General features: G+C 56.1%; 20 protein-coding genes. 13 read left to right on the top strand and 7 right to left on the bottom strand.

What is annotated here, in order from left to right; translation table 11 throughout:
• Positions 1 to 3: 3 nt before the first annotated feature.
• Positions 4 to 495, bottom strand: a complete 492-nt coding sequence (locus AAF465_00290; protein MEM7081165.1) for a hypothetical protein — start codon at positions 493 to 495, stop codon at positions 4 to 6.
• A 133-nt stretch (positions 496 to 628) separates the two neighbouring features.
• Here AAF465_00290 and dctP point away from each other — a divergent pair, with 133 nt between their 5' ends.
• The 4 genes from dctP to AAF465_00270 are packed head-to-tail and all read left to right on the top strand — an operon-like array spanning position 629 to position 5,435.
• Positions 629 to 1,624 (top strand): TRAP transporter substrate-binding protein DctP, encoded by a 996-nt coding sequence (dctP, locus tag AAF465_00285; GenBank protein MEM7081164.1) that lies wholly within the window; start codon positions 629 to 631, stop codon positions 1,622 to 1,624.
• Positions 1,625 to 1,627: 3 nt separating this feature from the next.
• Positions 1,628 to 2,140, top strand: coding sequence for a TRAP transporter small permease (locus AAF465_00280; protein MEM7081163.1), 513 nt, complete (start codon positions 1,628 to 1,630; stop codon positions 2,138 to 2,140).
• A complete protein-coding gene (locus AAF465_00275; GenBank protein MEM7081162.1) occupies positions 2,140 to 3,435 on the top strand; it encodes a TRAP transporter large permease in 1,296 nt (431 codons plus the stop codon). The genes AAF465_00280 and AAF465_00275 overlap by 1 nt, the downstream gene beginning before the upstream one ends.
• Positions 3,435 to 5,435 (top strand): hydantoinase/oxoprolinase family protein, encoded by a 2,001-nt coding sequence (locus AAF465_00270; GenBank protein MEM7081161.1) that lies wholly within the window; start codon positions 3,435 to 3,437, stop codon positions 5,433 to 5,435. Before AAF465_00275 ends, AAF465_00270 begins: the two co-directional genes overlap by 1 nt.
• 95 nt (positions 5,436 to 5,530) lie before the next feature.
• Here AAF465_00270 and AAF465_00265 read toward each other — a convergent pair whose 3' ends face one another.
• The 5 genes from AAF465_00265 to AAF465_00245 form a co-directional block, all read right to left on the bottom strand.
• A complete protein-coding gene (locus AAF465_00265) occupies positions 5,531 to 6,412 on the bottom strand; it encodes a DMT family transporter (GenBank protein ID MEM7081160.1) in 882 nt (293 codons plus the stop codon).
• Positions 6,409 to 7,188 (bottom strand): NAD(P)-binding domain-containing protein, encoded by a 780-nt coding sequence (locus AAF465_00260; protein ID MEM7081159.1) that lies wholly within the window; start codon positions 7,186 to 7,188, stop codon positions 6,409 to 6,411. The genes AAF465_00265 and AAF465_00260 overlap by 4 nt, the downstream gene beginning before the upstream one ends.
• Before the next feature lie 8 nt (positions 7,189 to 7,196).
• Positions 7,197 to 8,525: a dimethylsulfonioproprionate lyase DddP gene (dddP, locus tag AAF465_00255; GenBank protein MEM7081158.1), complete on the bottom strand. Its 1,329-nt coding sequence runs from the start codon at positions 8,523 to 8,525 to the stop codon at positions 7,197 to 7,199.
• Positions 8,526 to 8,847: 322 nt separating this feature from the next.
• Complete coding sequence (locus AAF465_00250; protein MEM7081157.1) at positions 8,848 to 10,392, bottom strand: BCCT family transporter; 1,545 nt, start codon at positions 10,390 to 10,392, stop codon at positions 8,848 to 8,850.
• A 164-nt stretch (positions 10,393 to 10,556) separates the two neighbouring features.
• Positions 10,557 to 11,366, bottom strand: a complete 810-nt coding sequence (locus AAF465_00245; protein ID MEM7081156.1) for a phytanoyl-CoA dioxygenase family protein — start codon at positions 11,364 to 11,366, stop codon at positions 10,557 to 10,559.
• A gap of 206 nt (positions 11,367 to 11,572) precedes the next feature.
• Between AAF465_00245 and AAF465_00240 the strand changes: the two genes are divergently transcribed.
• The 4 genes from AAF465_00240 to AAF465_00225 all read left to right on the top strand — a co-directional run bounded on the left by AAF465_00240 (position 11,573) and on the right by AAF465_00225 (position 16,918).
• Entirely contained in the window at positions 11,573 to 13,099 is a 1,527-nt protein-coding gene (locus AAF465_00240) for a trimethylamine methyltransferase family protein (GenBank protein ID MEM7081155.1), read from the top strand.
• Between the two features lie 67 nt (positions 13,100 to 13,166).
• Positions 13,167 to 15,578, top strand: a complete 2,412-nt coding sequence (locus tag AAF465_00235; GenBank protein MEM7081154.1) for an FAD-dependent oxidoreductase — start codon at positions 13,167 to 13,169, stop codon at positions 15,576 to 15,578.
• Between the two features lie 56 nt (positions 15,579 to 15,634).
• The gene (locus AAF465_00230) at positions 15,635 to 16,183 is read left to right on the top strand and encodes a TIGR00730 family Rossman fold protein (GenBank protein MEM7081153.1); all 549 of its coding nucleotides are present in this window, start codon (positions 15,635 to 15,637) and stop codon (positions 16,181 to 16,183) included.
• A 192-nt stretch (positions 16,184 to 16,375) separates the two neighbouring features.
• On the top strand, positions 16,376 to 16,918 hold the full coding sequence (locus tag AAF465_00225; GenBank protein MEM7081152.1) for a TlpA disulfide reductase family protein: 543 nt from the start codon (positions 16,376 to 16,378) through the stop codon (positions 16,916 to 16,918).
• A 51-nt stretch (positions 16,919 to 16,969) separates the two neighbouring features.
• Here the strand turns inward: AAF465_00225 and AAF465_00220 are convergent, their stop codons facing one another.
• Positions 16,970 to 18,592, bottom strand: coding sequence for a BCCT family transporter (locus AAF465_00220; protein MEM7081151.1), 1,623 nt, complete (start codon positions 18,590 to 18,592; stop codon positions 16,970 to 16,972).
• 239 nt (positions 18,593 to 18,831) lie between these two features.
• Here AAF465_00220 and AAF465_00215 point away from each other — a divergent pair, with 239 nt between their 5' ends.
• From AAF465_00215 to AAF465_00195, 5 genes are all read left to right on the top strand, one after another.
• Positions 18,832 to 19,644 (top strand): methyltransferase domain-containing protein, encoded by an 813-nt coding sequence (locus tag AAF465_00215; GenBank protein ID MEM7081150.1) that lies wholly within the window; start codon positions 18,832 to 18,834, stop codon positions 19,642 to 19,644.
• Positions 19,634 to 20,554: a dihydrodipicolinate synthase family protein gene (locus tag AAF465_00210; GenBank protein ID MEM7081149.1), complete on the top strand. Its 921-nt coding sequence runs from the start codon at positions 19,634 to 19,636 to the stop codon at positions 20,552 to 20,554. Before AAF465_00215 ends, AAF465_00210 begins: the two co-directional genes overlap by 11 nt.
• A 36-nt stretch (positions 20,555 to 20,590) precedes the next feature.
• Positions 20,591 to 22,114, top strand: a complete 1,524-nt coding sequence (locus AAF465_00205; protein ID MEM7081148.1) for an aldehyde dehydrogenase — start codon at positions 20,591 to 20,593, stop codon at positions 22,112 to 22,114.
• 66 nt (positions 22,115 to 22,180) lie between these two features.
• Positions 22,181 to 23,515: an FAD-binding oxidoreductase gene (locus AAF465_00200; protein MEM7081147.1), complete on the top strand. Its 1,335-nt coding sequence runs from the start codon at positions 22,181 to 22,183 to the stop codon at positions 23,513 to 23,515.
• Positions 23,516 to 23,555: 40 nt separating this feature from the next.
• Positions 23,556 to 25,082: a trimethylamine methyltransferase family protein gene (locus AAF465_00195; protein MEM7081146.1), complete on the top strand. Its 1,527-nt coding sequence runs from the start codon at positions 23,556 to 23,558 to the stop codon at positions 25,080 to 25,082.
• The last annotated feature ends 19 nt before the right edge of the window (positions 25,083 to 25,101 follow it).

Here is a 25,101-nt window from a genome sequence, read left to right as displayed (position 1 = left end):
GTATCAATCACTGCGCGGCGCGTCCTGCTCGACGGGCAAAAACACGAGCTTTACCACAAACGATCCGGGCTCCGTGACCTCGACACCGGACACCAGCGCGTTGATATGGCCATTGCTGTCGGTAACGCCCGGCAAATTGAACACCAGACGGCTGGAATCATCTTGATCGACGTAAACGTTTGCAGAGTCAGCCGTGGCGTCATTCTGGTCAGCAAGCGCCTGGTCGATGCGATAAAGATGCGCCGCGAGTGCTTCGCGGAACAAACGAAAGTTAAACTTGCCCGACACCGCCGTCATGTCGAGACGCAGGACGCTTCGAATGTCGCCCGACTCTTCGGTCGAGATGGCAATAAACGGCGCCTCGGTGCCATGCGCAAGCGATTTAAACAGCCGCTTCGACGCGGCCTTGCTGTCGGCAAAAAAACGCTGATTGAGATGGTTATGAATCACACGCAGCAGATCACGCGGCGGTAAATCGAGAAATAAATTCGTCATGTCGCAAGTGTACCCGGAATCGTCGCATGGGGTCACGAACAGCCCGACGTGTAAGGGTGTCAACACGCTATATTTTTAGTTGGCTGCTGGCGGCGCCCACCGCGTCGTACTCGCGCCAGAACAGGGAATCCCTATGAACCGTTACGGCCTGATCCTTCTTGTTTGGCTGTTCTCGTATGGCGCCATGGCGGCCGACGAGACACAACGCTTCCATCTTGTGGTGGTGTCAGGCGACTACGATTCGCCGCAGGGCACATCGATGCGCCTTTGGGCGAAACTCGTCGATGAGCGCTCGCAGGGCCGCCTTTCGATCAACGTCTTTTATCAAAATGAGCTGGGTGGCCAGCAGGAGATTTTTGACCAACTGCTGAAAGGCAATCTGCACATGGTGCTCGCCTGGCCGCAAACGGCGTACGACCAACGTATGGGCGTGAGTTTTTTACCCTATCTCACGATCGGTTGGGACGATGCGCTGGCCGCCTACGCACGTGACGGTTGGCTCACTCAAGTTGTCGCCGGTGTCTATGCCGAGAACGGTCTTAAATATTTTGGCCCTTATCCAGAAGGATTTGGTGGCATCGCCACCAAGGGCCGCTACACGACCAGCATCGATAACACGGCAGGAATAAAACTGCGTTCGCAAACAATTTTTCCGTTACCACAAACCATTTCGGCAATGGGCTTTGACGCCGTGCCCATCGACTGGTCTGAGGTGTACACCTCGCTACAGACTGGCGTTGTTGATGGTGACTCGAGCAATGTGATCTATTGGGACTATGAGTACTTTGGCGATCTGCTCGACTACTTCGTGCACACCAAACACAACTTCTCGGCGGCGGCGCTTGTGATGAACAATGAGGTGTGGTTAAACCTGAGCGACGCGGACAAGCAGATCTTTGAAGACACCGCCGACATCGTGATTCGCAAGCAGTTTGCTGACGCCAAAACCGAAGACGACAAATGGATCGCCACTGCCCAGGCGAACGGCATGGCGTATTTTGTGCCCAATACCGCTGAAATGCAGAGTTGGGTGCGCACGGTGCGCGACAAAGTGTGGCCGCAAGCGGAAACGTTTTTAGGTCCTGCCATCATGCAAACCGTGCGTGATAACGCGTCGGTGCCGGAGTAAGACATGCACGCGTTGCTCGCTCTGATCAAACGCCTCGACCCGTTCGTCGCACGAGTACTCAAGCCGCTGGTCGTCGTGCTGTCGCTCGCCGTGGCTGTGCTCATGGTCAGCGGCATCGTCTCGCGCGAACTGCTCGGCCAGCCGTTGTTGGGCCTTGAAGAAGTCGTACTCACTAGCGTCATGTGGCTTTACATGCTCGGCGCGGCGCTCGCCTCGCGTGACCGCACCCACCTCAGCGGCGATTTTATTCAGGTCATCACTCAAAACGAATCGACCAAAGCGCGTATGCGTTTTGTGGCCACACTTATCTCACTTCTCATGGCGATCGTGTTTGCCATTTGGAGCTTCAGCCTCATCCGTTGGGGCTTTGAACGCCAGCAGAGCACGGCAGCTTTACGCATCCCCCTCTACGTGGCGCAGTCCAGCCTGTTTGTGTGCAGTGTGCTCATGGTGTTTTACGCGATACGCGATGCGTTGAGCGACGCCCTGGCACTCGGCGATGGAGGCAAAGCCTGATGGGCGTGGTGTATGCCCTCATCGCCGTCGTGCTGCTAATGATGATCGGCGTGCCGGTAGTCTTTTCGTTCGCCGCGATGACGCTCGTTCTGGTGCTCACGTATGACATTCAATTTTCGTTTGTCATGACCACCGGTTTTTGGTCGATCAACTCGGTGATCCTCATCGCCCTACCGCTCTTTATTATGACCGGCTATCTCATGCAGGCTGGCGGTATGGCCGCGCGACTCATTACATTTGTCGAGGCAATTGTTGGACGTTCGCGCAGCGGCATGGGCAATTCGATGGTTGTAGCGTGCGGCATATTCGGTGCGATTTCCGGCACCGCGTCGGCGGCGGTGGCCGCCATCGGCACGATCATGGCCGACCCGATGGAAAAACACGGTTACGAGAGGCCGTACACCACGGCGCTACTGAGCATGTCGTCTCTGCTCGGTCTACTGATTCCACCTAGCATCACCATGATTCTCTATGCAGTGGTCACACGCCAATCGGTGGCGGCCTGTTTCCTTGCCACCATCGGGCCCGGCATTCTGCTCATTCTATGGCTCTGCGCGCTCAATGCCTGGCATCGTCGTCACGCCGGCGTGGCCAGCGGAGCCATGCCATTAAAAACACGACTGCGCACCATTGGTCAGGCCGGCGGAGCGGCGCTCCCCGCGCTGCTTGTGCCATTCATCATTCTCGGTGGCATCGACGGCGGCTATTTCACGCCGACGGAAGCCGCCGCGATTGCCGTCGTGTATGCGATTCCCGTTGGATTTTTCGTGTACCGCGAACTCGACTGGCGCAAACTTGCCAACGCGCTGATCGACGCCGCTACGACCACCGGCGTGATCATGATCATTCTCGTCTTCTCGTTTGTCGCCAGTCGCATTTTCACGCTCGAGCGCATCCCACAGGAACTGACCGACCTGATGCTCAATACGCTGCAGTCGAAAATTCTTATCCTGCTTGCCGTCAACCTATTTCTGATCCTGCTCGGTATGATCATGGACGATGTGAGCGTCGTGGCCATCGTCAGTCCGCTATTGCTGCCTGTGATGATCAATATCGGCGTCGATCCCATTCATTTTGCGGCCATTGTTGGCACGAGCGTCGTCATTGGCTGCAACAGTCCACCAATGGCGCCCATTCTTTTTATGAGCTGCCGTATCTGTAATGTGGGCATGTCGAGCGTCGCCCGCCCCGCGTTTGGCTTTATGCTGTTTGCCGCACTGCCGGTCATGCTCATAACGACTTTTTGGTCGCCGCTTGCTTTGTATCTACCCCGCCTGTTTGGATACGTGTCCTGATGAGTCGCTACCTCATCGGCATCGACACCGGCGGCACGTACACCGATGCGGTGATTATCGATTCTGATCAGAACGCCGTCATCACCGCCGCTAAATCACTGACTACGCACAGCAAGCTCTCTGATGGTGTATCGAGCGCGTTAGAAAAAGTGCTCGACGAAGCCAGCAACCTGTCCGCCTCCGACATCGCGCAGGTGTCGTTGTCCACCACACTGGCCACCAATGCGCTGGTCGAGGGCAAAGGGTCCAACATCGGTGTACTGCTTATCGGCTTTGACCAAGACATGATTGCGCGAACGAACATCGCCAGCGCTATCCCTGACGCGCATGTCGTGGCGATTGAAGGCGGGCATCGTTATGATGGCCACGAGTACGCCCCGCTCGATGAACAAGCGGTGCGCGATGCGTGCTCGTCGCTTGAGGTCGACGCCTTCGCCGTCGCCTCGCACTACGCGGTACGCAATCCCCAGCATGAGCGCCGTGCGTCGACGCTGATTCACGCCCTCACCGGTAAGCCTGTCAGTGCGTCATGCGATCTATCCGATTCGCTCAACGGACCGCTCAGAGCACTAACCGCTGCGTTTAATGCGCGCATTATCTCGCTGATTGTTGATCTGACCAATGCGGTCATCGAATCGATGAACGCGTTGAACCTCAAAGCACCTGTCATGATCGTCAAGGGCGACGGCTCCATCGCCGCCGCCGATTCGGTAATAGAAAAACCCATCGAAACCATTCTGTCCGGTCCCGCCGCGAGCGTGATCGGCGCACGCTACCTCACCTCGCTCCACAATTTTGTGGTGGCCGATATGGGCGGCACCACCTCCGACGTCGCCACCGTGCGCAACGGCTGGCCCGCCTTAAGCGCGCGTGGCTCAAACGTCGGCGGTTACCGTACGCTCGTGCACGCCATCGATATGCAGACCATTGGCTTGGGCGGTGACAGCGGCGTCGAGGTCGACTCCGCCTCCGGCCTAACCCTGCTGGATACGCGCGTGGCACCCATCTCCATGCTGGCAACCCTTTACCCTGAACTCGAAATCGAACTCGAGGCCGCGCTTTCAGCCTCGGGCGGTATGCTGTCAGCACTCGATTATCTTGTGCTGAATCTCACCGAAAGCGCCACGCTGAGCGCGCGCGAACAGCGCTTTATTGCCACGCTCAATCCAGCGCGCCCCAACAAAAGCCGCAACGTGATAAATGGCGCCGCCGATCGCGCCTGCGTGCGCGCGCTGGTCGATCGCGGCATTTTGCGGCGCTCGGGTTTTACTCCGAGTGACGCAGCCCATGTGCTCGGGCTTCAAGGACAATGGTCGGTGCGCGCGGCGCGCTCGGCGGCTGAGCTCTTGGGCCGCGCCAGCTATCGGGTGGCTGGGTCTAATGTGGACGAACAGGTGCGTAACGTATGCCAAGAGGTAGTCAATCTCACCATCGATAAGAGCACGCGGCTCATTATTAATGAATTGAGCGATACGAATTTTAGCGACGACAACGCACTCGTTGCCGCGGTAGCGGCCGGTCAGGACAAGATCAATCACCTGGGCGTGACGTTTACGTCGGCCCTGCCCCTCGTCGCGGTGGGGGGGCCTGCTAATGTGTTCTACCCAGCGGTCGGTCAGCGTTTGAACATCGAAACACACGTTCCCCAACACAGCCACGTGGCTAACGCTGTCGGCGCGGCCGTGGGCATGATTCGATCCGAATACACCATTGAGATTACGCTTAATGAGCGTGGTGGCTATCTGATTCATACTGGCGCTGAGCCCGAATCAGAGATCGATCCGACCGCCGCACTCGCCCGAGCCGAAAACCTGGCTCGACAACAAGTGCAAGCCTTGCAAGAAACCAAGGGTGGACAATCTAGTGACGTGACGTTGGATGTACAGCGCATCCAACTTCCGGAGGTTGACGATGATTCCGGCCTGATCAGCGCACGGGTGACGGCTTCATGTGACAGTTTACCGGGCGAAAACGCTCGCCGTCTCGAGGCCAACGAATAGTCGACATAGACACTCGACTAAGCTGTGGATTGGCTTTACGACCGAATGAACTCAAGTGATTTACCGTCATCACCTGAATACGGCACGCGGCCGTGTCAGCCCTTGGGCGCGGCGTCCTCGCGCGCACCGCCTGCTAGCGTAAAAAATCCGATGGCAAACAGAATGATGGCGCCGCCCACGAGTGATTGAGATGTCGGCACTTCGCCCACACCGAGCCACACCCAAATAGGACTCAGAACCGGTTCAAGCATAGCGAGAAAGACTATCTGCGCGGCGGGCACATGTTTTGACGCCGCGACAAGCAGCAGGCCGCCCAGACCAATTTGAAAGACACCGAGTGCAAGACCCAACAAAACGTCTTGAGCGGGCAATGCAAAACTGTCAATAAAGAAGGTAATGATCGCTGCGAGCAGCACGCCTGACCAGAACACGACCGGGAACATATCCTTATCTTTGCCGAACCGCGTGAGCACCATGAATAGGCCATAGTTGAAGGCCATGCCAAACGCCCACAGGACACCGACCCAACCCTCGGCGGACAGTCCACCTTGTACCATGATGAGTACGCCGCATACGGCAATCGTGATGGCTATCCAAGTGCGCACCGAAACGCGCTCTTTGAGAATCAGCCAGCCGAGCAGCGCGGCGAAAAACGGCGACAGCGAGACGATGAACATCACGTTGGCGACGGTGGTGCTGGCCAAACCAAACACGACACACAGTGAGGCAAACGCAAAGGGAATTCCTGCGGCCAACCCAATCCAGCCGGTCTCAATGACGGGCCGCCACGGTCGCGTGGGATTTTTAACCACGAGCACCGCCAGTGCAAAAAACGTAAGTCCCAGCGCGCGATAGAACGTGACGTGTTCGGGCGTGGCCTGCTCCATTAGGCGCATGCCGATGCCGGCGCTCGACAGAAAGAAGCCGGCCACAATGGCTTGGATAACGCCGCGTCGATAATCCGCGGGAGTGGTCACGACGAGGGTTGGGTTAAACGCTTGAGCAACGCATCGAGTTCAGCGTGCATGCGCAAATAGACCTGCGCATCGTTAAGATTCTGTCGAAACTGGGCATTGAGGCCACCGCGCGTGGATAGGTTTTTCATTTCGTCCTTGAGTCTGTCCGCACCATCCGCTTTTACCGATTTAAGATAGCCTACCAGCATTTTCACGACGTGCGACTCCGCGGCAACCGCATCGCCCGTTTGTTGGCCCAACCATTGACCCACCTCATCAACGCTCTGCATAAATGCCGACACAACGCCCGATACGGCGACGTGCGGCGCCATGGCCTCGATGCGATCCAATTCAACAATGTCATTGTCGTCACCATAAAGCTCGCGGACGATGTGGGCGGTGGGATAGCAAGGCAGCGGGCAGCCACCCGTCTCGATAAACGGCAGCGGCATCGTAAGTTCAATGTCCGTGGCGGGATAGCAGTCGACCAATAAATCCTCAACCGAGTAGTCGACCATCACAGTCACCAATCGGTGATCGGAATGAAAACTCAGCGCAGGCAATACTTCGCGCGCCACGTCTTGCATCATGCACAGCAAGACAATTTTGCTCGCATCCAGTACGCCTTGGTTATCCGGCGCCACCTGCACGCGCGCATCCTCAGCGCTTAACCGTTCGCCAACATGGACGGAACGAGGAGAAAGAACAATGGAAATGTCCGGGAAACGGCGCAGCAGTGACCGCACCATGGGCGTGGCGATGGTGCCCGCGCCCACTACACCGATAGTTGTGTTCATAGTGTTGTTTACGCCATTAAGCGCTCATCATAAGGAAACTGACTGAGACACTCATAGCCGGTTTCGGTGACGAGCACCTGCTGCTCTATTTTTATTCCAACACTGGAACCTACTTCGCCCGCGTACACTTCAACGCACAGGGTCATGCCGGCTTCCAGCTCGTAGTCGAACGCATTGTCGATGTAGTCCTCGGGATAGTAGATCGCCGGAAACTCATCGCACAGTCCGATGCCGTGCATTTTCACTCCATAACGTTGAGCAACAAATTCATCCGGTAACATATGGCCGCCGAATGTGAGCTCTTTGAATGGCACACCGGGTGCCAGCAAGCGCATATTGGTTTCGACATGTTCGCGGGACATTTGATAAACACGCCGCATTTCGTCGGTGGGCTTTTTATCGCCACAGATCCATGAGCGCGAAATGTCAGCACACATGCCATACGGCCCTACCATGTCGGTATCGAACGAGACGATATCGCCGTTTTGAATTATGCGCGGCCCACATTCCTGCATCCAGGGGTTCGTGCGCGGGCCAGAACTGAAAATACGCGTTTCAATCCATTCTCCACCGCGCCGTATGTTGCCAGCGTGAAGATGCGACCACAGTTCGACCTCCGTCATACCCGGTGTCATGGCGCTATGCATTTCGGCCATGGCTTGTTCACAACTGTAGATGGCACAACGCATGGCTTTTATGTCCTCGGGCCCTTTTACGACGCGTGCATGCTCCATAACCTGCTGCCCGCTTTTTATGTCAACTCCGAGTTTCTGCAGCGACTGGATGCCGGCCACTTCCATCTTGTCGATGGCCAAACGCCGATTATCGCCACCGTGCTCCCGCAAGACGCCGTCTATCTGCTTGGCGAAATCTTGGGCGTATTGGTCGGTTTGATCACCGGTTTCAAAGTAAAAGAAACCGGCCCCGTGACGAATTTCATCGATGCGATGCAAGTGCGCCGAAACATGCTCGCAACGATGATAGTCCCACAGAATCACCTTGCCGCTGGCCGATACAAACACGGCTCGAGAATAATTGTGCAGCGTCCACACCTGCATGTTGGTACTGTCGCAGGCATAGCGGATATTGAGCGGATCAAACAACAATACGCCGGCGTAATCGCGCTGCTGAAGTTGTGCAACAACACGCGCCAAACGATGCTCGCGCATGCGCTCAAGATTGGGGGGTTGTAAGCCAGCGCGTTGCCACTCTTCGAATGCGATGTGCGTCGGGCCAATTTCAACGCGATCGTTATCGTCCGGCGAACCATCGGCTTTAAGTCCGCCAGCGCCTGACGTAAACGGATTGATTTTTGGTTTTGAAACTGAATAGCTCATGTCATCACCTCGCACTTCCCGATCTCAATAAACCACCTTTTCGGTGACAGGGGAAGCGATGGTCACGGAGAAAATGCGTCCCGAAATCGCAAACCGCCAGAGTCGGGAAAATCCGAAAGGCAAATGTCGTTTTTTGAACATGCGCGCGGGTGACGCGATCCCTCGTTTAGCCTCGCCTCGCGCGAGACCTCGAGGCAATTCGGTGGATTATTACTGCGGGTCAGAAAGCCGCTGCGAGTGAAAAGTAAAAAGAAAGAGCAACCGATCTAACAAGCAACGTGCTGAGTCACCACAGTTCGCGTGGGGCGGCTGAATTGACCGGCTATTGACGATACGGATCAGCGCGCAACCATTTGACAAGCGACAGACTCATCAGCACCAAAATCGGAATAATCGGCAGCGAGAAGACGATCGTCATGGACTGCACAATACTGAGGCTGCCCGCCTTGATGAGTCCGGCCGTAAAGAAGGCCAGCGCGAAAGCCCAAATCAAGCGGTTCGCGCGCGGCGGCTCCTGATCGTTACGCAAATCTTTTGACGACACACTGGCCAACACATACGCCGCTGAATCCAGCGTGGTCGCGTAAAAAATGAGCGCCAAAATAAAAAACGCCAGTAATGTGAGTTTGCCAAAGGGCAACTGTGACAACACAGCGGTTACCGTATACGACAAGCCATGCTCGGATAGCACCTCACTGACCGCCAGTGCACCCGATTGCTCAAGATGCAGGGAATAGCCGCCGGCGATGAGCAAAAAGAACGTGGTACCGAGGCTACCCAATCCAATAATTCCCAAAACCACCTGCCGAATGGTGCGCCCGCGCGAGATCCGGCCAAAGAACAAACCGATAAAGGCCGCGAAAGCAATCCACCAGGCCCAATAGAACACGGTCCAATCTTCCGGAAAACCGCTCTGTGTAATTGGATCAGTCCACAAACTCATGCGCCAGAAGTTGTCGAAAAACATGCCGAGGCTATTGACACTTAACGATAGGATGAACACGGTGGGGCCGATCAACAAAATGAACAGCATCATGATGATCGCTAACACCATATTGATATCGGCAAGCACCTTGATGCCTTTTTTCAATCCGCGATAAGCGCTGGCACCGAAGATTAGCGTATAGCCGAACAGCACGATGAATTTGAGCGTCACGGAATCTTCCATACCCGTTAGCGCCGAAAGGAATGATGAAACGAGCGGCACGCCCAGCCCAAGCGACGTGGCGGTGCCGCCCAATATGCCCAGCATGATCAGAATATCGATAAAGGACGCGATGGCCGGATGCTTCGCACCGGGGAACGAATCGCTCAACGTATGGCTAATGCGAAGATGCGATTCGCGCCGACGGTAGAGCAGATACGCGATCGGGATAGCCGGCACGGCATAAACGGCCCATGGAATCACGCCCCAATGAAAAAGCGGGTAAACGTGCGCCCATTCGAACGCCAAATCCGAGTGGGGTGTAATGCCAAACGGTGGCGTTTGGATATAGTAGATGGGCTCAGCAAATCCCCAGACAATTAACCCAGCACCAATACCCGCCGTAAACATCATGGCTACCCAGTGCGGTGTGGTAAATTCGGGCTGCTCGTCATCCGCCCCCAACTTCATACCGCCATAGGGGCCAAACGCCAGCCAACCGCAAAAAAACAGCGCGCCCAATCCGATGAGCAAGTAGAGCCAACTCAGATTGGTTTTAATGAAGCTCACGGCATCGGCCACCCACTGATTCGAGGCGTCCTGAAAACCGATCAACGCGCCACCCAGCAGGGCGACCATGATGAACGTTGGAACGAAAACGCTCCAATCGATCGTGGGTTCGGCGTGCGACGCCGACGTCTTGGATTGAGAGATACCGCTCACCTACTCGTTTTTATTCAGCGTGAAAACTTACCACGCCGATGACCCAACACAAAATGAGGGGCCTGACTCGACGCGTAACCAGGGCATCCTCCAACCCTATTTTGATCTCGCCATGCGACGCTGAAGCGCGATCACTTTCTCTGCGAGCAAAGGCAGTGGCCCATTTACGCGTTGCTGTAAACCTCGCGTTTTAATCGCTCGACTTCCAATTGAAACGCCACGTTCTCCGGCAGGTTGTCTTCCCCGCACGTCGGCTCATGGCGAAAGTGCCCATACCGGTCCTCGCCTCGCACGAGCGTCGCAGACTCCCCGTCTGTCACCGTTTGCCGTACGTTCGGTCGTACATAGTTGATCGCCAAAGCCACACGCCGAGTGTGCGATGCGTTGGGATTCGACGAGTGCACGGCCCAACCGTGGTGTAACGACGCTTGTCCAGGCTGCATCTCAAGATGAGTGACCAGCGACTCATCGAACTGGTTCTCAATTTCTTGACCTCGATGCAACAAGTTATTTTCGTCGTAGGTATCTTTATGCTCGAGTCGCGGACCCCGATGAGACCCGCGCACAAACTGCATGCAACCGTTCATTTGCATGGCCGGTGTTAACGCCACCCATGCACTGACCAGATCATCGTCGCTGTCCGCTTCGAGTCCCCAATAGGTCATGTCTTGATGCCAGCTAATAAATCCCTTGCTATCCGGCTCTTTCACAATGAACGATGCATCCCAAAGAAGAATATCAGGACCCAGAACCTGCTCGACCGCATCAAGCAAATTCGGGTGCGTCGCAATCTCATAGGCAGATGAAAACACAAGATAGGGCTTGACTCGATAGTGCAAGGGGCCATTGTGGCGCTCGTATCCCAGCAGCCTGGCATAGTGCCCCTCCACTTCGATATCCGTCATCAAGTCGATGGGATGGACAAAACCCTGATCGAAATAGCGGCGTGCAAGCTCGGGGTCGGATGCGTTCATCGCGATCTCCCTCTCCTATTGCAAGGTATCTACCCTTCTTTTTAATCTTCTCACCTAGTCGAGGGTTGGATTTTCACGCCATCAAGTTGCATCACAGCGACCGATGTCGGGCCAGCGCCATCTTCCGGTACTGAAATGATTGAGTAAGAACGATTTTCCATGCTATCTCAAGAGCTCCAAACGCGATGCCACCGGATCTCAAGACTATGGCCAGAAGAGGATCATCACGCCGCGCCCGACGCGAACGTCCTGCATCGCAAAATAGCACGGCGCCCGCATACATTACGCGCAAGATCCCCTACTACGACTTTCTGGGCGACGAAGCCCTCGAGCGCATCGAACAGCAGGCGGACTGGTTACTCGAACACGTTGGGGTCGAGTTTCGCGATGATGCCCATGCGTTGGCACTGTGGAAAGAAGCCGGTGCGGAGATTGATGGCGTACGTGTCCGAATGCCCGACGGCATGGCGCGAACGCTGTGTCAGACGATTCCCAAGCAGTTCACGCAAATAGCGCGCGATCCCAAACACAACGTGAAGATTGGTGAACGTCACACGGTGTTTGCGCCGAACTACGGCTCGCCATTCGTTCGCGATCTCGATGAGGGCCGACGCTACGGCACCCTCAACGATTTTCAAAATTTGGTCAAACTGGTCTATCGGGCCAAATGGTTGCACCACTCCGGTGGCACCGTCGTCGAACCCTGCGATGTGCCGGTCAACAAACGTCATCTCGATATGGTGTATGCGCACATGCGCTACTCAACCAAACCGTTTCTCGGATCCATTACACAAAAAGACCGGGCGGAAGAATCGATTGCCATGACGCGCATCCTGTTTGGTGATGATGTCGTTGACAACAACTGTTGCATCATGGGAAACGTCAACGCCAACTCGCCACTTATGTTCGATAAAGTCGCTACCGAGGCCATTCAGGTTTACTGCGAGAACAATCAAGGCATCATTGTCGCGCCATTCATACTCGGTGGCGCTATGGGACCGGTAACAACCGCTGCAGCGGTTGCCCAGGCACTGGCCGAAGGCATGGCTGCCGGCGCATACAGCCAGCTTGTTCGACCCGGCGCACCGTTTGTCCTCGGCAATTTTTTATCGTCGATGAGTTTAAAGTCCGGCGCGCCAACCTTTGGCATGCCTGAACCGGTCACGTCTAACTATGCCATCGGCCAGCTCGCTCGACGCCTCGGCGTGCCGTTACGCTGCGGCGGCTCGCTCACCGCGTCGAAACTCTGCGATGCGCAGGCGGCTTACGAAAGCGCAGACAGTATGCACTCGACCGCTCTAGGCGGGGCCAACTACGTACTGCATTCAGCCGGATGGCTGGAAGGTGGACTCACCGTTGGCTACGAAAAACTCATGCTCGATGTGGACCGACTGGGTGGACTTCAACGCATGCTCACTGCTGGACTGGCCACCGACGACAATGCACTGGCGGCCGACGCCTATGAAGAAGTGGACCCGGGCAATCACTTTCTCGGCTGCAGCCACACGATGCGCAACTACGAAACCGCCTTTTACGACGCGGAACTGTCTGACTCGGAGAGCTTTGAACAATGGTCAGAGACGGGCAGCAAAGAGGCGGTGCAACGCGCCAACGAACGCGTAAAACGTGAGCTCAACGAATACGAAGCGCCACCGATTGATGACGCGATCGATGACGCACTGCGCGACTATATCGCCCGAACCAAAGCCAGCCGCGATGACGCCTGGTATTAGTAACTCCGCGCGTATCCGGCCGGCAGTGCGCCGGATTCGCTAACCAAGACACAAGAGGACTCTGTCGATGGAATCTCATGCAAAGGTGGTCGTTATTGGCGGCGGCGTAGTCGGCTGTTCAATTTTATTTCACCTTGCCAAATACGGCTGGAAAGACGTGGTGTTGCTCGAACGGTCCGAACTCACTTCGGGTTCTTCCTGGCACGCCGCGGGGCAATTCCACACGATCAGCAGCGACCCAAATGTATCGCGTATGCAGGGCTATACCATTGGACTTTATCGCGAGCTGGAAGAAACGTCGGGCCAATCGGTCGGACTGCACACACCCGGTCAAGTGTATCTGGCCTCCACACCCGAACGCATGGACTACCTCAAACAGGAACGGGCCAAAGCGCGCTACCTCGGCTTGGAGCTCGAGTTTATTTCGCTAGACGAAACCGTCGAGATGAATCCACTCATTGACAAGAGCCAGTACATAGGCGCGTTGTTTGATCCGGTCGACGGTCATATCGATCCATCCGGAGTGACCTGGGCTTACGCCAAATCGGCGCGTCACTACGGCGCAAAGTACTATCGCAACACGCCGGTAATCGAGACCAATCAACGTGCGGATGGAAGCTGGGATGTGGTGACACCCAATGGCACGATCAACGCCGAGATGATCGTCAACGCAGCCGGTTTATGGGCGCGCGAAGTCGGACACCTCGCCGGTATCGAATTGCCGGTGCAACCCATGGAACACCATTACCTCATTACCGAGGACATTCCCGAGATTGTGGCACACGGCAAAGAGGTGATCGCGGGCGTCGATTACGAGGCCAACATCTATTTTCGGCAAGAACATCAAGGTTTGCTGCTCGGTACTTATGAAGAACCCGCGACACCCTGGATGGTCAACGGTACGCCTCAACACTTTGGTCATGAATTGCTGCAAGACGATCTCGATCGTGTCGCCAACCGTCTCGAGCTTGCCTTCGAACGTATACCAGCGCTTGGGCGCGCTGGCATCAAAACCGTGGTTAACGGGCCATTTACATTCGGCCCAGACGGCAACCCCATGATCGGGCCGGTGCCTGGACTGAAAAACTACTGGTGCGCGGTTGGGGTCATGGCCGGTTTTTGCCAAGCCGGCGGCGTCGGGTTGAGCCTTGCAGAATGGATGATGGACGGCGAACCGTCGCTCGATATTTGGGCGATGGATATCGCGCGATTCGGGGAATTTGCCACGCGCGAATACGGCACAATCAAGTCCTCTGAAAATTATGAACGTCGCTTCTTGCTCGCCTTTCCAAACGAGGAACTGCCCGCGATGCGGCGTCAAAAAACCACCGCGCTGTACGACCGTCTGATCGCACGTGGCGCAGTCATGGGCGCAAGTTTCGGTCTCGAACACGCGCTCTGGTTTGCCCCCTCTCCCGAAGACGCCTTCGAAGAACCCACCTTCCGGCGTTCAAACGCGTTCGAACACGTCGCCCGTGAGGTAGACAATGTACGCAACAATGTCGGCGCCATCGAGATTGCCAACTTTGGCAAACATGCGTTTAGCGGCCCAGGTGCCGCAGCGTTTCTCGATCATATACTCGCGGCAAAACTTCCTAACGTGGGCCGCCTTACACTGAGCCCAATGCTCACACCCAAGGGCAAGCTGTATGGCGATCTCACCATCGCCCGCCTTGCTGACGATCACTTCTACGTATTGGGTTCCGGATCGGCGCAAGAAATGCATCGTCGATGGTTCGAAGCGCATCTCCCCGAAGAAGGCGTGCACTACCAAAATGCCTCTGACGCGCTTCACGGAATTGCCATTGCCGGACCGCATGCCCGGACATTACTGAGCCAAATTTCGCGAGATGACGTCTCCGCCGACGCCCTGCGGTTTTGCGATGTGCGCTCAACAACGGTCGGCGGCGTGCCGGTCATTCTCGCCCGCGTTTCGTTTTCCGGAGAGCTGGGTTACGAGATGTACTGCGCACCGCAATATCAACTTAAGCTTTACGAAGAAATAGAGGCGGCCGGCAAAGACCTCGGTCTGGGTTGGTACGGCAATCGCGCTCTCATGTCGATGCGACTGGAAAAGAACTGGGGTGCCTGGGGACTCGACTTTCGACATGATTTTTCGGCGGCAGAGTCGGGCCTCGACGCCTTTATCGACTTTGGTAAGTCATTCATCGGCTCAGATGCGGCAATCAAGGAACGCGAGACAGGGCCTGCGCGTCGACTTGTAACGCTCACGGTCGACAGTCACGACATTGACTGCCACCGAGATGAAGCGGTATATCATAACGATGAGTGCGTGGGTTTTGTTTCATCCGGCGGCTACGCACACCACGTTCAGAAAAGCATGGCGATGGCGTATATCCCAAGTGAGCTGTTAGCGTCCGGCGCCGCACTGGAAGTTGAGATTCTCGGCGAGCGATATGCCACTCAGGTCCAGGACACCCCTCTCTACGACCCCACTGGCTCGCGCATGCGGAGCTGACGCGCTGTTCGTCCGCATAAAATACCGGTAAATTAGGCGGCCCAAACACAGCGTCAGTGACCACTATGAATGTGTGTGTATTTTGCGGCTCCAGTGATGGTCGCGCACCCAGCTATAAACACGCCGCCGCCGAACTGGGTCATGCCCTCGCCCAACGTAACAATCAGCTGGTGTACGGCGGCGCCTCTGTCGGGCTGATGGGCTCGGTCGCCGACGCGGCGCTCGCTGAAAATGGCAAGGTGATTGGGGTCTTGCCCCAATCGCTTGCCGACCGCGAGCTCGCGCATCCGGGATTAACCGAGCTGCACATCGTCGACTCCATGCACACGCGCAAAGCGCGCATGGCCGAGTTGGCGGACTGCTTCATCGCATTGCCCGGCGGGATTGGCACGCTTGAGGAAGTGTTTGAAGTATGGACATGGGCTCAGCTTGGGTTCCATAACAAGCCGCTGGGGCTTCTCAACCTCAACGGCTATTACGACGATCTGATTCGTTTTCTCGATCACGTGACCGCCGAGCACTTTGTGGCCACGTCGCAGCGCGATCGGCTACTGGTCGATCAGACACCGGCGGGACTGCTCAGCCAGCTCGAAACTAACGCGTGAATCGGCGCGCAACAGTTTTGTTTTTGCCAATACCGTCAGTCCATTTGCCGCCTTCATCCTGCGCCAATCCACGAACAAAAACGCTGCCTGAATTGTGACAGGTTGAAAACACACGAAACATTACTCTGAACGTTTGGGTCTACTATCCTGCTAATCCACCCACACCGAACTAATACCTAAGCCGAGACTACTATGACTTCAAAATCGTTGTTACTTTCGCTCCTACTCGCGGTGATGATCGCGTCTGCCCCGACCGCTCTGGGCGACACGCCGACTACACCGCGTTGGGTGCTCAATACGCTCGACGGCGAGGCGATCAATCTTGGGGAACGGATCCAACAACCGGGCAATCGCATCATGGTCTTTTGGGCGACCTGGTGTCCGTTTTGCAAACAGCTCATGCCCATCCTGGTGGACATTAAACGAGACTACCCCGATCTTGAAGTGCTCTCATTCAATGTGTTCGACGATCTCGCGCCGCAAGACTACGCCAGCCGGGCCAACTGGCCGTTCATACACATTCTGGGTGGTGATGAGTTTGCCCGTGTTCATGGCGTAAAAGGCCTACCCACGCTGTTTCTGATAAACGGACAGGGCAAGATGGTGCTGGATCTGCGCGAGGTAGACACCAGCGGCGCCGACGGTAATGCGTCAAACCAAACCAAAGCCGCTCACTATGCGCCAAAATGGGACCGCGGCTTGCGCGACGCGCTTGACCAGATGAACTGGGACTAGCGACTACCGTCGAACGGCAACCGTGTGCGGCGTTCACCGCAATGGGAGAAATTATTTTGGATGGGTGTCACGCCACTCGTTGTGCAGCCCCATGAGAAGGCTCACGCACATCGCGACGATAATCAGGCAAAACGGCAGGCCCATGGTCAGGCTCAAACTCTGTAATGAGGCGAGGCCACCACCCAGAAGCAGCGCGATACCGAGCAAGCCCAAAAACACACACCAAAAAATGCGCTGAACCACGGGGGTCTTAGTTTTGCCGCCCGCCGTCATGGTATCGAGAATCAAGGAGCCCGAATCCATCGACGTCACAAAGAACACAAGCACCAGCACGATGCCGATGGTCGATGTGATTTTGGCAAACGGCAATTCATCGAGGAACTTAAACAGCGACAACTCAGGCTGCCAGTCTTTGACCGCATTGACCACACCCTGGTAGCCATCCACCAGATATTGATCAAAGGCAAAACTACCAAACACCGTCATCCACACGACAAAGATGAAGGACGGCGCGAGAATGCAGCCAATCACAAACTGGCGCACCGTTCGGCCCAGCGAAATGCGCGCGATAAACATCCCCACAAACGGTGAGAAGGCGATCCACCACGACCAGTAAAAAGTCGTCCAGTCGTGCATGTAGCCAAGGTCTTCGCGACCGCTCCAGCGACTCAGCGGAACCAAATAGGTTAGATAAGCCCACACGTTTTTAGCAATATCAAGCAGGATGTCGCCCGTGGGGCCGATTAACAATACGAACACGCCCAGAATAACCGCCATGGCCATATTGATTTCGCTAAGCCGTTTAATGCCACCGTCAAGACCACGCAGTACTGAGATTAATGCCATTACCGTGATCACGATCACGACAACCAGATTGCTAAACTGCCCAGTTGGCGCGTCGTACACATAGTTTAAGCCGCCACCGGCCTGCTCCGCGCCATAGCCCAACGACGTAGCAAGACCAAATAGAGTGGCAAAGACGGCAAAAATATCGATCACGTGTCCGGGCCAGCCCCACACCCGTTCTCCAAGCAGCGGGTAGAACGCAGAGCGAATGACCATCGGCAAATTTTTGTTGTAACAAAAAAAGGCAAGCGCTAATCCCACCATGGCGTAAATAGCCCAGGGGTGAAACGCCCAGTGATAGAGTGTGGCGGCCATCGCAAGACGCTGCGCTTCGTCGCCGGTGCCAAGGGCCAGGCCGAGCGGTGCAGCGCGGGCCGCTTCCTCAGCCGAACCCGACAGCGCGATAAAATGGTTCATTGGCTCGAGTACGGCATAAAACATGATGCCGATACCGATTCCCGCGGCGAACAACATGGCTACCCAACTAATATAGCCGTAGCGAGGCTGTGTATCGGCACCGCCCAGACGAATGTTGCCGTAGGGGGAAAACACAAGACCAATTGCAATTAGGAAAAACAGGTTCGCTGCGCCCATGAACACCCAGTCGAAGCGCGACGTGACCATCGGCCGAAGCCCTTTGAAAAATTCAGCCGCCTGTTCGTTGAACAACAATGTGAAGAAAACGAATAGCACCACACCCACACCCGATATCAAGAAAACCGGATTGTGGATATCGAGACCGGCCACCTTAATGTTGTGCTCGCCCGTGACATGCGAGGTCTCATAGCGGTCGCTGACCGCTTCAGACGTGGATGATTGTTTTATCAAGGTATTATCCCGTTCTTATTTGCAGCGCCGCCGGCTGGCAAGACGCTGACCCTGAACCATCGACGGTCCGTCAGGGGTGCTCGTTACTGACGCGTCACCACTGTCGAGAAAGGGCTGACGCATCACCACGCGCCTGAATGTGTGCGGCTTTCCGACACCTCAGGCGCTACGTTGACGCATCGCAGCATATCAGCTGACGCATCAACGATAGAAATCTAACATATGGACTCGACATACACGTGTCTGAGACCGACCCGTTAGACGTTCCTGTCGAAATAGGGTTTGACCCGACAACGAATGTTGTTAAAACGGAGGCATCATCCGATGGCGAGAGCATGATGACCGACCACGAACGCATAAAAAAAGCGTTGATGTTGAATCTGGAAAATGACCGTATCAATCGCTTTTACAACGAATGGTCTGAGGACTATGACGCGGATGTCACCGATGAACGTTATGCCGGTCCAATCACCATCGCCGACATGGCGGCTCGGCTGTACCCCACTGCCACGTCGTCGGACAAGACGCATCCTGAAACCGTCGATACCGCTCGCGTCCTTGACGCAGGATGTGGAACCGGTTTGGTAGGTGTTGCCCTCCACCAGGTGGGATTCCGCCGCCTCACAGGTGTCGACCTTAGCCAAAACATGGTCGACTTGGCCGCCCGAACCAACGTATATGAAACGTTGTGTGGTGATATCGATTTGACTCAGAACATCAGCACACAGGTGAGCACCGCAACCGGATTGCCAACGGAACAGAGCGATCAGTTTGATCTAACCGTTTGCGTTGGCGTGTTCACCTTAGGCCACGTGCCGGTTAACGTGTTGGATAGTTTGCTGTCGATTACGCGACCGGGCGGGCTTGTTCTTGCGACGGTTCGAGAAGAGTACTATGAGGCCCATGGTTTCGAGGCCCATTGCGACGCACTGATCGCAGCCGGTGACGCGACGCATATCGAGTCAACTTGGGGGCGCTATGTCTCGGAGGATCACGCGCTCTATGTAGCGCTGAGGGCCGCAGGCCAACCCGGAGGCCTTCGTGGAATTTAAAGGCGTTATCCCGCCAGTGATCACGCCTCATCACGACGATGGTGCGATCGATAAGGACGGCCTGGCGGTCATGATCGACTTTTTGATCGACAATGGCGTGCATGGCCTTATCGTGGGGGGCACAACAGGCGAGTATTACGCGCAGAGTCACGACGAGCGGATTGCACTTTTTGGTTTAACCCACGAACTGGTTCGCCAGCGCTGCCCGCTTATCGCCGGCATTGCGGCGATTCGCACCGCGGATTGCATCGACTACGGGCTCGCTGCGAAAGCGGCCGGTTGCGACGCAATACTCGTGAGTTCACCCTACTATGCCGTCCCCACCCAGCTCGAACTGGCCAACCATGCGTTGCAGATCGATCGGGCGGTGAATCTGCCGATCATGCTCTACAACTATCCGCATCGCACCGGAACGCTGATGCAAGACGAATTCTTTGATCGTGTGGGTGCCAGTCACAATGTGCGGGCGATTAAAGAATCATCGGGAGATATTAATCAATTGCATTTGCTCGCACGCGAATACCCACACATCGATCTGTTCTGCGGGATGGATGATCAAGCGCTCGAGTTCTTCGCATGGGGCGCCAAAGGCTGGGTATGCGGCGGCGGAAATTGCTTGCCGCGCGAGCATGTTGCGCTCTATGAAGCGTGTGTTATCAACAACGACTTCGTTCGAGGCCGACAAATCATGGCCGCCCTCTTGCCGTTCATGCGCATCCTTGAGCAAAGCGGCAAGTTCATCCAGAGCATCAAACACGCGTGCCGGCTTCAGGGACTGCCCAGTGGCCCGGTGCGTCAACCGCTGCGTGAACTGACGAAAGAACAAAAACGCGAACTCAATACGGTTTTATCGACCCTACGGGCGACGCTCTTGAAACTGGGTGTTGAGCCCACTGGCGCTGCACAGTAATCGGCCTGCGACGAATCGACGACCCATGGATACACTATGACTGACGTACTGACTCAATCTGAATATGAAGGCATCGCGGCGAGTCTCACGCTGCCTACCGGCGCTTTCATTAATGGCAGCGCTCGCCGTGCGGCATCCGGTCGCACCTTCGAGAGCCTGAATCCGGCCACGGGCGACACACTGTCCCAGCTCGCGCTGTGCGAAGCCGCGGACGTTGATCTTGCGGTTGAAAAGGCGCGCGACGCGTTCAACTCGGGCAGTTGGGCGCACCAACATCCCGCTGATCGCAAAGCAACGCTGATCAAGTTGGTCAAACTCATCAAACGGCATCAGCATGAGCTGGCCGTGTTGGAGAGTTTAGAAAGCGGCAAGCCGATTTACGATATTGAGACGGTCGATCTGCCCGAGACATTGCACTGCCTCGAGTGGCACGCCGAGGCCGCCGATAAAATATACGACCAAGTCGCCCCGGCGGGTAACGACGCAGTGGCAATGATCGTGCGCGAGCCACTCGGCGTCGTCGGTGCGGTATTGCCCTGGAATTTTCCATTGCTCATGCTCGCGTGGAAAATGGCGCCCGCACTCGCCGCCGGCAATAGCTTGATCGTCAAACCGGCGGAAGAGACCAGCATGACCGCCCTACGCGTGGCCGAACTGGCCATCGAAGCAGGCCTGCCGCGGGGCGTATTCAATGTCATAACCGGACCTGGAGAGATCACGGGCCAATTATTGGGCCTGCATCACGATGTCGACATGGTGTCGTTCACAGGTTCGACCGAAATCGGTCGACGCTTTCTTGAGTATTCAGCGCAAAGCAATCTCAAAAAAATCGTGCTCGAATGCGGCGGCAAGAATCCTTGCGTGGTAATGGACGATGTCGAGAATCTCGATATGGCCGCACAACACGCGACCAACGCGGCATTTTGGAACATGGGTGAAAACTGTTCGGCCAATTCACGTCTCGTCGCCCATAAAGAGATCGCGACCAAGCTGGTTACACATATCGAAAATCACCTTAAACAGTGGCCACTTGGTAATCCACTCGATCCTGTCAATCGCCTCGGAGCCATCGTTTCAAAACAACAACACGCGCGCATTATGGGCTATATCGAGCAAGCCAAATCCGAGGGCGCGACGCTCGTCACGGGCGGTGAATCGATTGAAGTCGCAAATGGATTTTTTATCGCCCCAACAATTTTCACCGGCGTCACACCCTCGATGACCCTTGCCAAAGAAGAAGTGTTTGGCCCGGTGCTCGCGGTTATCGAGATCGCCAGTGAAGAAGAGGCCATCAATGTAGCCAACGATACGTGTTACGGCTTGGCCGCGTCGGTGTTCACCGCAAGCGTGCGCCGAGCACATCGCATGGCCAAGGCAATTCGCGCCGGTACGGTCACCGTCAATACGTATGGCGAAGGGGATATCTCCACACCCTTTGGTGGTTTCAAACAATCCGGCTTTGGCGGACGCGACAATTCCCTACATGCGCATGATCAATTTACCGAGCTCAAAACGATTTGGATCGATCTGGCCGACAGCTCTCAGGATGCACTCGACTAATATGCGCGCATCACGCTTCAGCCAGCATCCAAAGCGCAAAGGAGCCCGTTCGCGAGTCCGGCACCGATGAGCGTGCGCAGCGCGCGGCGTACCCCTGAGGACCTCGCTGGATCCGGCTGGTACGACATACTCCCGGCGGCGGACGCCACACCGGCGCTCGCCGAAACGATTCACACCGACTTTCTGGTCATCGGTGCCGGTTTTGCCGGCTGTCACGCCACGCGACGCCTTCTGGAATTGAACGATACGGCCGACGTTGTGTTACTGGAGGCGCAGGATATTGGGTTTGGTGCGTGTGGTCGCAACTCTGGCTTTATGATTGATCTACCGCATGAACTGCAAAGCGATGACTACAGCGCCGATACGAGTCACTCCGAAGATGAGATTCGGATCAATCGAACCGCGATCGACTTTGCCACCCAGTGCGCCGAGGAATTTGATCTTGGCGCGCATTTGAAGCGCGTCGGAAAGTACCACGGCGCCGCCGACGCGGCCGGCACACGGGCTCTCGATGCGTTTTGTGACGGACTCGATCGCCTCAACGAGCCGTACACGAAACTCAGTGCACTGGACATGAAAGCACTCACCGGCAGCGACTTTTACACCAGCGGTATTCACACGCCAGGCTGCGCCATCCTTCAGCCGGCGGGCTACATTCGCGGCTTGGTGCGCGAACTGGATCGTCGCTATCAATCGCTTCGCGTATTTGCGCATTCACCCGCCCTCCGCATCGAATCGCGAGACGGCGAACATATCGTGCAGACGCCCACCGGCAAAATTCATGCCCAGCGTTTGGTACTGACGGTGAATGGCCACCTTGCCTCGTTCGGCTGGCACCAACGGGATCTTATGCATGTCTTTACGTTTGCCACGATGACGCGTCAATTGTCAGCCGCTGCTCAGAAGACGCTCGGTGGACAACCTGAATGGGGCCTGGTTTCGGCGCATCCGATGGGCTCGACGGTGCGCCGTATCGACAACCGCATCATCATCCGGAACACCTTTACCTACAATCCGGACATGGCGACGACCACCGAGCAGGTCGAACGGTTGGGTGAGCGCCATGATCGTTCGTTTGCCCGCCGCTTCGGTCATCTCGGCGAGGTGCCCGTGCGGTCACGCTGGGGCGGACATCTGTGCTTGTCGCGCAACTCCGCCACCGTCTTCGGTGAACTTGAAAAAAACCTGTACGCCGCCTGCTGCCACAACGGCTTGGGCACGAGTAAAGGGACGCTCGGCGGTATGCTAATCGCGGACTACGCGTGCGGTCGACACAGCGACGACCTGCACGCCATGCTGAACGGGCCGGCGCCGTCGCGCCTGCCGCCCGCTGCGCTTATGACACCGGCTGCGAGAGCGTATTTGGCTTGGACACAGTGGCGAGCCGGCAAAGACCGTTAACAACACACAACAACACGCTGACATTCGAAGGAGTAACAGGGTGAGTCGACGATCAAGACGAGGTGGACACGATGCGCGCAAACGCCTGCGCAGCAATCAGCTTGAGGGCATGTTGCCGAGCCTGACTCGCAATCTGCCCTACACCGAGCCCTTAAGTGAGGACCAGGTCCATCAAATTCACCTGGCGTCTCTGGCGATTCTCGAAGAAGTAGGCGTCGACTTTCGCGACCCGGTAGCGCTTGAACAACTCAGACAGGCCGGTGCTGAAGTGGACGGAGAGCGAGTGCGGTTTCCGCGCGAGCTAGTGATGAGTCTGATCGCATCAATACCCAATACCATCACGCTGCACGCTCGCGACCCAGAGAAGTCAGTAACACTCGGCCATGGCCAATCGATCTTCGTTCCGATGACCGGCGCACCGTTTATCCGTGATCTCGAAGGCCAACGCCGATGGGGATCATTAGCCGACCTCAACATCTTTCATAAACTGTCTCACTTAAGTCCAGCGCTACACTCCTCGGCACATGTGATCTGTGAACCGATGGACGTACCGGTCGGGCATCGACATCTTTGGATTACCTATTCATCGATGGCCCACTCCGACAAAACGTTTATGGGCATGTCCACCTCCGGTGACAACGCAGCCGACGTCATCGATATGTGCAAAATTTTGTTTGGGGAAGAGTATCTTCACACCCATCCGGTAGTAACGGCCAATGTTAATGGCAACTCACCGCTCGTGTGGGATGAAACCATGCTCGGCGCCATGCGTGCATTTGGCGCCTACAACCAGCCGGTGTTGTGCTCACCGTTTGTGCTAGGCGGCGCGAATACGCCCGCGAGTTTGGTGCCATCGGTCGCGCAGCTCAACGCCGAAGCGCTGTCGGGACTGGCCTACTCACAGGTAGTGCGCAAAGGCACGCCCGTCATCTACGGCCACTACTTAAGCACCGTATCGATGGCGTCAGGCGCGCCGATGGCTGGCACGCCAGAAATTTCGCTGATGAATTTTATGATTGGGCAGCTTGCACGGTTTTACGACGTGCCATGGCGTACATCCAATACACTTGGCGGGGCGAAAACGTTTGACGCTCAGGCCGGTTACGAAAGTGCGACGACACTCATGGCAGTCATGCTGGCGGGCGCAAACTACATCTGGCACTCGGCGGGTTGGAATGAAGGCGGCATGCACTGCTGCATGTCGAAGTTCGTTGTAGACGCGGAGCAATGCGCAATGGCCTATCGCATGACCGAGGGTCCGCGCTGGGATGACTTTGACGAAGGGCTCGCTGCGATTCGGGACATCGGACCGGGCGGACACTACATGGGCCATGAGCACACGCAAAAGAACTTTCAGCGCGCGTTTTTTATGCCTAAGCTGTTTGACAACAATTCGATCGAACAGTGGGAACAAGATGGTTCCATTGAAATCACCGAACGCGCGGCCAACAAAGTGAAGGAACTTCTCCATCAGTATGAACAACCCCATCTCGATCCGGAGGTGGATGAGGCATTACGCGAGTTTATTCAGCGGCGAGAACAGGAGCTGCCCGGCGATGTGCACTGATCGACCAAACAACGCGATC

It is taken from the genome of Pseudomonadota bacterium, from assembly GCA_039028935.1.
Classification (GTDB): domain Bacteria; phylum Pseudomonadota; class Gammaproteobacteria; order Steroidobacterales; family SZUA-146; genus SZUA-146.
Note: the sequence above shows the minus strand (reverse complement) of the source record. Positions and strands in the feature narration are given on the sequence as shown.

Bases quoted from the DNA above. Each gene is read 5' to 3' on its own strand.
- AAF465_00290 (MEM7081165.1), bottom strand. From the start codon at position 495: ATGACGAATTTATTTCTCGATTTACCGCCGCGTGATCTGCTGCGTGTG.
- dctP (MEM7081164.1), top strand. From the start codon at position 629: ATGAACCGTTACGGCCTGATCCTTCTTGTTTGGCTGTTCTCGTATGGC.
- AAF465_00280 (MEM7081163.1), top strand. From the start codon at position 1,628: ATGCACGCGTTGCTCGCTCTGATCAAACGCCTCGACCCGTTCGTCGCA.
- AAF465_00275 (MEM7081162.1), top strand. From the start codon at position 2,140: ATGGGCGTGGTGTATGCCCTCATCGCCGTCGTGCTGCTAATGATGATC.
- AAF465_00270 (MEM7081161.1), top strand. From the start codon at position 3,435: ATGAGTCGCTACCTCATCGGCATCGACACCGGCGGCACGTACACCGAT.
- AAF465_00260 (MEM7081159.1), bottom strand. From the start codon at position 7,188: ATGAACACAACTATCGGTGTAGTGGGCGCGGGCACCATCGCCACGCCC.
- dddP (MEM7081158.1), bottom strand. From the start codon at position 8,525: ATGAGCTATTCAGTTTCAAAACCAAAAATCAATCCGTTTACGTCAGGC.
- AAF465_00245 (MEM7081156.1), bottom strand. From the start codon at position 11,366: ATGAACGCATCCGACCCCGAGCTTGCACGCCGCTATTTCGATCAGGGT.
- AAF465_00240 (MEM7081155.1), top strand. From the start codon at position 11,573: ATGGCCAGAAGAGGATCATCACGCCGCGCCCGACGCGAACGTCCTGCA.
- AAF465_00235 (MEM7081154.1), top strand. From the start codon at position 13,167: ATGGAATCTCATGCAAAGGTGGTCGTTATTGGCGGCGGCGTAGTCGGC.
- AAF465_00225 (MEM7081152.1), top strand. From the start codon at position 16,376: ATGACTTCAAAATCGTTGTTACTTTCGCTCCTACTCGCGGTGATGATC.
- AAF465_00205 (MEM7081148.1), top strand. From the start codon at position 20,591: ATGACTGACGTACTGACTCAATCTGAATATGAAGGCATCGCGGCGAGT.
- AAF465_00200 (MEM7081147.1), top strand. From the start codon at position 22,181: ATGAGCGTGCGCAGCGCGCGGCGTACCCCTGAGGACCTCGCTGGATCC.